Genomic DNA, 8,760 nt, shown 5'->3' with positions numbered 1-8,760 from the left:
AATATTTCTCTGATATTGGCAAAAGAACTGAATTTATTATCCAAGTTCCCATCAAACAAGGAGCTAGGAAAATCACTTACTCAAATTAATACTTCTCAATCAGATAAACCGCTGGCAATATTAATATCTAACGTATTTGTCATTATATATAATTATTTAGTATCGCTAATACAAACAATACAAGCTACAAATCAAGGCTTTATTGAATTTAGCTAAAGCATGGAAAATAAGACTTAATTTCCTGCCACCTTCTCCGTTAAAACACTAATATAAAATTATACATTTTGAAATATTGACCAAAAATAGGCAAAATCTTTCCCGAAAAGAAATCTATCTAAGGAAACATTTCGATAATTTATGGTATATAGGTTAAATGTTTGTAGTCCATAGTCAAAGAAGTTTTCATTAAAAGCATGATTACTTCAACGTTTTGACTAAAATCCTCACAACGCAAAAGCCATGAATTAATGCACCAAAAATCCATCTGGTTATTGGTTGGATGATTCTTAATATCTACTCTCTCAGGAATAGAGATAATTTTGCTAGTGACAAATTTTTATTTCCCAAGATATATGAAGCACCGATTCAGTTATGAAAAAATTAGAGGCTGCTAATTAATCATAAAAATCACTGATTCTCCCAGACTCATTTTTGACAAATTAGAAAATTTATAATTATGGAAAATTAACCCTCAGCAATGTCCTCAGCATTAACCAAGACTTAAAAAATTACTTTCAACATTTCTTCTACTCTTGCTAAAATCACAAATCTCGTTCCATGATGATTTCACAATTTATCAAAAAAGAGTATTTATAAAGAATCACAAATTTGCTATTCTTAACTGCAATATTAACCTGTGTCACAATTCCCCCCCCATTCTACTGATAGCAACAGCAGCACCACCGATGTCACTCCTGTAGTGGCACTCAAGGAACTTGTGTCCAGGCTGCATCGAGAACAAAATAAAATTCAAGACTTACTGAGTTCTTTAGGATTTGCCCTCAGAAGCTTTAATAATTTAAATCAGTTTTTGGAACTGATTCCCCTCATGGCTACCAGAGTCACAGATGCAGAAGGTAGCGCACTTTTTCTTTATAAACCCAATGGACAAATTAGATTAGAACAACTACATTGGCAGGATACTCAGCAAAGAAAAATTATTAGAAAAGCCCTAGAAACTGCTAGTAGTCAAATTACTCTTTTATCTAACTCAGGTCCTGCTGCTATTTCCACAGGAATTCTAGATGACCAAATGCACGCTGTTTTAGGTCCAGATGTGCAAATCTTTGGCACAGCTATTTTAGTCAAGCATACAGAAAGAGGTTGGCTGTATGTTTTGAGTCGAGATCCTGAATATAGTTGGACAGAAACCAGACAAAAATTAGTGCGGTTAGTAGCAGACCAAACAGCAGTGGCAATTGACAATGATGAACTGTCTGTAGAATTAAGAAAAAAAGAACGTTTAGACCAAGAGTTAGAAATTGGTGCAGAAATTCAACGCCGACTTTTACCGCGTCAATGTCCCAGCATTCCTGGGTTATCAATAGCCGCCCGTTGTAAACCGGCTAATCAAGTTGGTGGTGATTACTATGATTTTATTCCCACTAATCAAAACCAGTTAAAATCTAAACCACAAGCATCTCCAGAAAATGCTAGTTGGGGTTTGGTCATTGGGGATGTCATGGGTAAAGGTGTTCCCGCAGGTTTAATTATGACGATGTTGCGGGGAATGTTGCGGGGTGAAGTATTACATGGTAATTCCCCAGCCGGAATTTTACAAAATTTGAATCGGGTAATGTATGCGGATTTGGAAAATTCTCACCGCTTTGTCACCATGTTTTATTCCGAATATGACCCACAAACGCGGATTTTATCTTATAGTAATGCCGCCCATAATCCCCCCTTGTGGTGGCACGCAGCTACAAAAACTGTGAGTCAATTGGATACATTGGGGATGTTAATTGGTTTAGATGCCAATAGTGAATATGAAAATGCACAAGCACAGTTAGAAGTTGGAGATACAGTAATTTATTATACTGATGGTTTGACGGATGCAGCGGCGGCTGGAGGCGATCGCTTTGATGAAGATAATTTTGTTACATCCTTCAGAACAGCCTGTAAGTATTGCAATAGTCCCCAGGAAATTGTCGAATATCTCTTTGACCAAGTTGAACAATTCATTGGTTCTGATAGACGAAATACTGATGATATGACATTAGTTGTTATGCAAATTGTGTGATATGGGTAGTTGGACAAAATTAAATTCACTCTTTGAGAGAGGGAACTCTGACTCTGTGACTCCTGACTCCTGTTCGATAAAATATTTCCTGCTGTCATGTATGCTGTCATATATAACGAAATTATCCAAAAATACCCAATAATACCCCCTATATTCCTAATTTAATTAATCGAGAAAACTTTACCCATCAACCGATTCACAAAATCTGAGGCTATGATCACAATAGAGGCATTAAAATTTTATTCGCTGTTGATTATTCCCAGCCTCAACACTGGATTAATTGACACATCAAGAAGAGGTCTTATGAAAACTCAAAAATGTCCCACTTGTCAAGGTGAATTAGAAACTAAGCAAATTGAAAAAATGCTAAAAGGAGGCAATAACACCGCCATTATCCATGTAGAAGCAGAAGTTTGTTCAAAATGTGGAGAAAAGCTTTATAAACCAGACGTTGTTAATCAATTTACTCAAATCCGTGCCAAACTCAGAAACCAAGAAACCGAAGATTTTCAAGTTATTGGTCAATCTTTCCGCGTTTCTGTTTAATTGATTAAGTAAAAAAAACTGAAGAATTTTATTCTAAGTTGGATAATTTCACATCTTGCAATTGGCAGAGTGTCTCAGGTCGGGTTGTAGTGCAATCTGCGACCAGACTAGAGATAAGAGTAGATGGAAAAAGAATCGGCGGGAAACTAACTGATTTTAAAAAACTCCACAGCAAAGATGCTTATTCCTACCTTTGACTCTGAAACACTACATTATTTTGGGATTAGAAAGAATGGCAATTATACTTAAGTCTTAAAAATGGGTGGCCCGGGATTCGAACCCGGAACAAATCGGTTAAAAGCCGAGTACTCTACCGTTGAGTTAGCCACCCTTTTGCTGTTTTTCCAACTTTATCAATATACCATCAACAGCTATGGTTTTGTCAAGGGGTTTCTAGAAAAAATTTGCCGTTAACCGAAAAGAAGCAGTACAACTAGCTCCAGGAGCTAACACAGTCAGGTTTTCACCAGTGTTGAAAGCATTGCGGGTGGCGCTCCAAGGCTCTAGACAGTAGAAATCTTTGCCCTTGACAGTCCAAAACACTAGCCAGGTAGTGAAATCATCGTAATCTAGGGTTAGCTTCAAGCTGCGGCTATTATCTGTGACTGTGGCTGATTTGCTGGTCAGTTGTCCAAAGGCAAAATCAATTTCATCTTGGTTAAAGTCGAATTTGCCGTCAAAGGTGTGAAACTCCTTAGTTTTGTTATCTTGATATCGTGTAGAAGGAAGTTCCACTTCTAGCTGATTTTTATCCCCACAGAGAAAATAAGGATGGAAACCAGCGGAAAATGGCATGGGTGTAGATGACAGATTTTTGTATTCCTGACGCACTACTAAAGTATTACCTTGGAGTTCGTAGGTAAAAGCCAGTTGAAAATCAAAAGGATAAACTGCCTTTGTTTCCTCATTACTGCTGAGAACTACAGTCACACTAGCTTTATCTGCTGTATTTTGCGCCGTTGCTGTCCAAGGCAATTCACGAGCAAAGCCATGTTGTTTAATCGTATACGGTTTTCCGTCAACGCTGTAAGTATTATCAGGTAAGTTACCGCAAAGAGGAAACAAAATGGGATTACCACCTCTAACGCTCAAATCAGGATGAGTAAAGCGTTCAGCGTCTAAGTAGAAGATTTCCTGACCTTGAACCAGCCAACGAGTAATGATACCACCTCTTTCTGGGACGACTTCTATTTGTGTACCAGCGGTTTTATCAGACAGGATGTAGGTTTTGTATTGTTGTTCTTGAATGTCAATGGTAAACATGATAGCCAGTAGATTGGTGTGGTAATTTGTGCTTATGAACAGGCAAGAGGAAACTGGCAATACATATTGCGATTTTTCTACCTTTCTCCCCAATTGTAGGTTGTCGTGCTAACAAATTCCACCATGATCATTTGATCTCAAACCTGTAAGAAATTTAAACTCAAGTCTTTACCACATCTCGTTCCTAGTCTCTGACTAGGAATGCAGTTGATGAGGCTCTGCCTCTAAATCTTAATTGAAGGCAGAGCCTTCTTGAATTTATTCCCAGTCAGAGACTGGGAACAAGATAAAAATGGCGATCGCACTAGCATACAATACAATCGAGGGCGCAGACCCTGCGCCCCTACAGGCTTTGCGATTTGCTGACTGGATCTCACAAAGAGTGCATACCGGATCAATCTCTTACTCTCTGCGCCTCTGCGCCTCTGCGTGAGAAAAAAATCATACCTTCAATCTATTTTTGATATTCCCTGATTACCCAGTCCCCAGTCCCAAGTCCCCAATCTAAACGTCTTCAGCAAAAATGAAGCGATATAACTCGCTAGGATCTGGTTCAGGGCTAGTTTCCGCAAATCTAACTGCTTCGTCTATTACAGCCTGAATTTTCTTTTCCACATCCTTCAATTCTGCTTCTGTGGCGAGATTTTGTTCCACCAAATAAGCAGCTAACTTCTTAATGGGGTCACGCGCAAACCAAAATTCTTTTTCTTCCTTGCTGCGGAGTTCGTCTGGGTCAGCGAGAGAGTGTCCCCGGAAGCGATAGGTCATGGCTTCGATTAAGGTTGGACCTTCACCAGCACGGGCGCGGGCTACGGCTTCTTGAGCCACTTGACGGACAGCTAAAACATCCATTCCGTCAACTTCCACACCCACCATGTTAAACACACTGGCTTTTTTATAAATTTCTGGTTGGGAAGTGGCGCGTTCGTGAGCCATACCAATTGCCCACTTATTATTTTCTACCACAAAAAGAATCGGCAATTTCCATAAAGCTGCCATATTCAATGTTTCAAAAAATTGACCGTTGTTAGCAGCGCCGTCACCAAAGAAGCAAGCGGTTACTTGGTCGGCGGTTTTGTCTCCCAGAACTTCCCGACGGTATTTAGATTGGAAAGCTGCACCAGCAGCTACAGGAATACCTTCGGCTACGAAAGCATAACCACCTAATAGGCGATGTTCAGCAGAAAACATATGCATTGAACCACCGCGCCCTTTACTGCAACCTGTGGCTTTACCAAATAATTCTGCCATGACTTCGCGGGCGGGGACTCCGGCGCTTAAAGCATGAACGTGGTCACGGTAGGTACTGGAAACGAAGTCTTCACCGGGACGCATTGCACCTTTAATAATGCCGCTACAAACTGCTTCTTGTCCGTTGTACAGGTGGACAAATCCAAACATTTTTCCTCTATAATACATTTCGGCGCATTTATCTTCAAATAAACGCCCTAATGTCATATCTTCATATAAGCCCAATCCTTCTTCTTTGGTGATTTGGACTGTGGCAGTATTAAATGTGGGTAATGTGCGCTCTTGAGCCATGCTGGTGAAGTATTCCTATTGTAAAAGTTAAAGTTAAGTTTGTCTTTGTTTACGTTAGCTATAAATTAGCCGGCGTTGACAAAATTAATTTATCAAAACCTATTTTATATGGTAACAATCAGGATAACTGGCTTTCTGCATAGCGATTAACAATTAGGTAGGTTGGCGTTGAAAATTGTCGTTATGGCAAGGCAAAAGGCAAGAGGCAAGAGGCAAGAGTGAAGAGGGTTTGGGCGATTTTACGTTTCTTTACACAGTTTGGTTTTATTGTGTTCACCTACTTAATGTAATTTCATCAAGTAAATGAAGCCGCATGAAATAAGATTTTAAGAATAATTAAACGCAGATAAACGCAGATAAACGCAGATATGATAATTCTGTGCAGTAACTGACCACTGACCACTGACAACTGACAACTGACAACTACTTACCTGTGAGTTTCACTAGTCCAATCCCACCAAAGTATAGTCCTAAGACTGCTCCTGCTAAAAGACTTTGAGTGAGAGGGTCGGTGGAAGGTGTGAGTATTGCTCCTAAAACTACTGCTGCCATGATGACATAACGCCAGCCTTTTAACATAATTTTTGAGGAGACAATTCCCAAGGTAGCCAGCAAGATTTGAATGACGGGAACTTGAAATGCTAGTCCTGTGGTAAATAACAATAACAGCACAAAGTCAAAATATTTGTCAATTGACCACAGTTGCTCTACAACATCAGCACCATAGTTAATAAAGAATTGCAATGCGGCTGGGATGAGTGCAATGTAGGCGAAGATTAAGCCGCATACAAATAATATGCTTGAACCTAGCACTACGGGAATGACTAACCGCCGTTCGCGTACGGTGAGGCCAGGAAGTACAAATTGAATGATTTGATAGAGAATGAAGGGTGTGGTCAGGATTAAACCACCATAGGCGGCAACTTTCATGGAGACAAAGAAAAATTCTCCGGGGGCTAATTGCAGAAATTTTACGCCGTGAGCGGGAATTTCTAGTAGCTGGACTAGGGGTTTAACTACGATAAAACAACCGATAATACCCACTGCCACTACTATGAGGGAATAGAAAATTCTTTGTCGCAACTCTTCCAGATGGTCGAAAATGGACATTTCCACTTCACCTGGTAATTCATCTAGGGGGCTGATAGATGGTTCTGGGTCTGAGTTAGGGGATTTGATTGTATCTACGTCTTGTGAAGAGGTCATGAGTAAGAGGAGTGGGAATCGTTTGTTAGGCAATCTTTGTTCACTATTCTATAAGGAATAGGTCTGAAAACTCTTGAAGTTGTCAATAGACATCTCCAAAAAAGATGGTAGAGACGTTCCATATAACGTCTCTACAAGGGTTTCAGGTCACGCATATTTAATTTCTGGAGATATCTAATGAGTCAGGAAAATTAACTTTAAGCAAAAGCTCAATTTATTCCCTTGCGGAGTATAACTTCTTCTAAATCCTCCTGATAGCGCAGCCTGGCGTTAGCCATACTCCTAGTACCGCAAGGCGGAAGTCAAAAGTCAAAAGTCAAAATGAAGACAGTATAGGCTTTTAGAGGATGTTTGAAAAGTGGTATTCCGTAATTTTCATCACATTGCTACCCCCCTTTCCCCTTGTAAAGGGGGGAAACAATAAAAATCCAGTTCCCTCCCCTTTACAAGGGGAGGGTTAGGGTGGGGTAAAAAATATTTGATACATCAACCATAACTTTCCAAACACCCTCTTAGAGAATTTAGAATGGTTGGTTTATTTACGCCGTTTTGTACTAGTACACTGCGGCGTAAGTGAATGAACCATTTTCAAGCCTTCTAATCTATCAAATTTTAGGAGCTTTTAATGGTCATGTTATTTACGCCACACTGTACTAGTAGTTCGTCAAATTTATTTTGACGGGTAATGATCGGAAAAAACTTCTGTTCTTCCCTCCTCTGCTCCTGCTGGTTGCCTTCACCCGTCATTTTCGGGTTGACAGACCACTTATTCTGCAAAGCTATTTATTTTTGGTAATATTTATATCTTTGGTTCTATTTTTATATTTGTAATTATTTTTTGCTTAAAAGTATTAATTAGTACAATAATTTTTTCTGGCACTATTAATTTATTAATACTTAATAAATAAGTATTAATTTAAAACTCAGTATGAGTTAGTGAATATTAATTAGCTATATCCCCTGTGATGAGTCATTTTTTCATGATTACGAAAAAATAATCTCTGGTGGTGATTAGATACAACTGTGTTTTAAATTACGTCGTTTATTTAATGACGCATAATATCTATTTTTGTTTCTGGTCAAAAAAAGATTTTTTTCTCCGGGTTTTTCTCAGAGAATTTGTACAGATAGAAAGAACGTTATCTTGTGGTTAAATTAACTCTGCCAGGGGGGTAAGAGTTAATTTAGCAGTCATAAATCTAACTTTGGATTTGTGAATCAATGAAAACAATAACTTGTTTGTTCATTCTGAGATAAATCAAGGATGTAGTTGGGTAATATCCAAAACTAGTCTAGATTAGTCTTTGCAATGAATAGACGAGATAAGCTAATGCGCTTTAAGTTTGCATTGTTTGTGGTGTCTTGTTTGATGCTATGGGCAGATTTTTTATGGCAATTTTGAAAACCATTAGCTGATTCACAAGTTTTCATTGACCAGGATGATGTTGTTGATTACGCAATAGCATTCTGAGTTGAGTTTTGATATGAAAAAAACAATTGGTTTAGGACTAATGGTGTTGTCTGTCTATCTGTACAATTCCAGTGCTTGTTTTGCAGGGAATAAGCTGTCCATTGACAATGCAGGGGTAAGAATCGGAAATTATTCTCAATCACAGTTAGTGGTGGGTATGTCTGCTAGAGATGAGGAATCAGGTGACTGTATTCGTAAGGGTAGATGCAAGGATTAATATGCTTCGATGACAAAGTAATAATTCCAGTTGAAGCTACGTACGTAATTAGTGTTTGACTAGATTTGTCAGAACATCAAGTTTTTTATCAACTTTCAATATTTTGCCTATTTTGGGTTGCTTCTGTAGAGGGAGTGATTCAATCGTTGTGGCGGCTATCAGTTGGATGCAATACAATTCATTCAGAGGGAACAGGGAACACCAAAAAATAAATTACCCAATTTTGTGGGGGGAGTGGGGGAGGTAGGGGGAGTGGGGGAGGTAGGGGGAGGGGGG

General features: G+C 39.0%; 7 protein-coding genes and 1 tRNA gene. 4 read left to right on the top strand and 4 right to left on the bottom strand.

The window, feature by feature from the left end:
- The 3 genes from FJR37_RS26545 to FJR37_RS17485 all read left to right on the top strand — a co-directional run.
- The coding region (locus FJR37_RS26545; protein ID WP_217355317.1) for a hypothetical protein at positions 1-216 on the top strand (216 nt) is incomplete at its 5' end.
- A gap of 640 nt (positions 217-856) precedes the next feature.
- Positions 857-2,239 (top strand): PP2C family protein-serine/threonine phosphatase, encoded by a 1,383-nt coding sequence (locus tag FJR37_RS17490; RefSeq protein ID WP_039199277.1) that lies wholly within the window; start codon positions 857-859, stop codon positions 2,237-2,239.
- A 303-nt stretch (positions 2,240-2,542) separates the two neighbouring features.
- A complete protein-coding gene (locus FJR37_RS17485; RefSeq protein ID WP_168466652.1) occupies positions 2,543-2,785 on the top strand; it encodes a YgiT-type zinc finger protein in 243 nt (80 codons plus the stop codon).
- A 259-nt stretch (positions 2,786-3,044) separates the two neighbouring features.
- Here FJR37_RS17485 and FJR37_RS17480 read toward each other — a convergent pair.
- From FJR37_RS17480 to tatC, 4 genes are all read right to left on the bottom strand, one after another.
- Positions 3,045-3,116, bottom strand: a tRNA-Lys gene (locus FJR37_RS17480).
- A 62-nt stretch (positions 3,117-3,178) separates the two neighbouring features.
- A complete protein-coding gene (locus tag FJR37_RS17475; RefSeq protein WP_039199281.1) occupies positions 3,179-4,048 on the bottom strand; it encodes an aldose epimerase in 870 nt (289 codons plus the stop codon).
- A gap of 504 nt (positions 4,049-4,552) precedes the next feature.
- Positions 4,553-5,590, bottom strand: coding sequence for a pyruvate dehydrogenase (acetyl-transferring) E1 component subunit alpha (gene pdhA / locus FJR37_RS17470; protein ID WP_096668532.1), 1,038 nt, complete (start codon positions 5,588-5,590; stop codon positions 4,553-4,555).
- 423 nt (positions 5,591-6,013) lie between these two features.
- Positions 6,014-6,796, bottom strand: a complete 783-nt coding sequence (tatC, locus tag FJR37_RS17465) for a twin-arginine translocase subunit TatC (RefSeq protein ID WP_039199284.1) — start codon at positions 6,794-6,796, stop codon at positions 6,014-6,016.
- Positions 6,797-8,280: 1,484 nt separating this feature from the next.
- On the opposite strand from tatC, the gene FJR37_RS17460 reads away from it, so the two are divergent.
- Positions 8,281-8,484 carry a hypothetical protein gene (locus tag FJR37_RS17460; protein ID WP_168466651.1) on the top strand — a complete coding sequence of 68 codons (204 nt, stop codon included), beginning with the start codon at positions 8,281-8,283 and terminating at the stop codon, positions 8,482-8,484.
- Positions 8,485-8,760 lie beyond the last annotated feature (276 nt).

It is taken from the genome of Aphanizomenon sp. UHCC 0183 (genome assembly GCF_009712065.1).
GTDB classification, from domain to species: domain Bacteria; phylum Cyanobacteriota; class Cyanobacteriia; order Cyanobacteriales; family Nostocaceae; genus Dolichospermum; species Dolichospermum heterosporum.
This window is presented reverse-complemented; position numbering and strand designations above follow the sequence as displayed.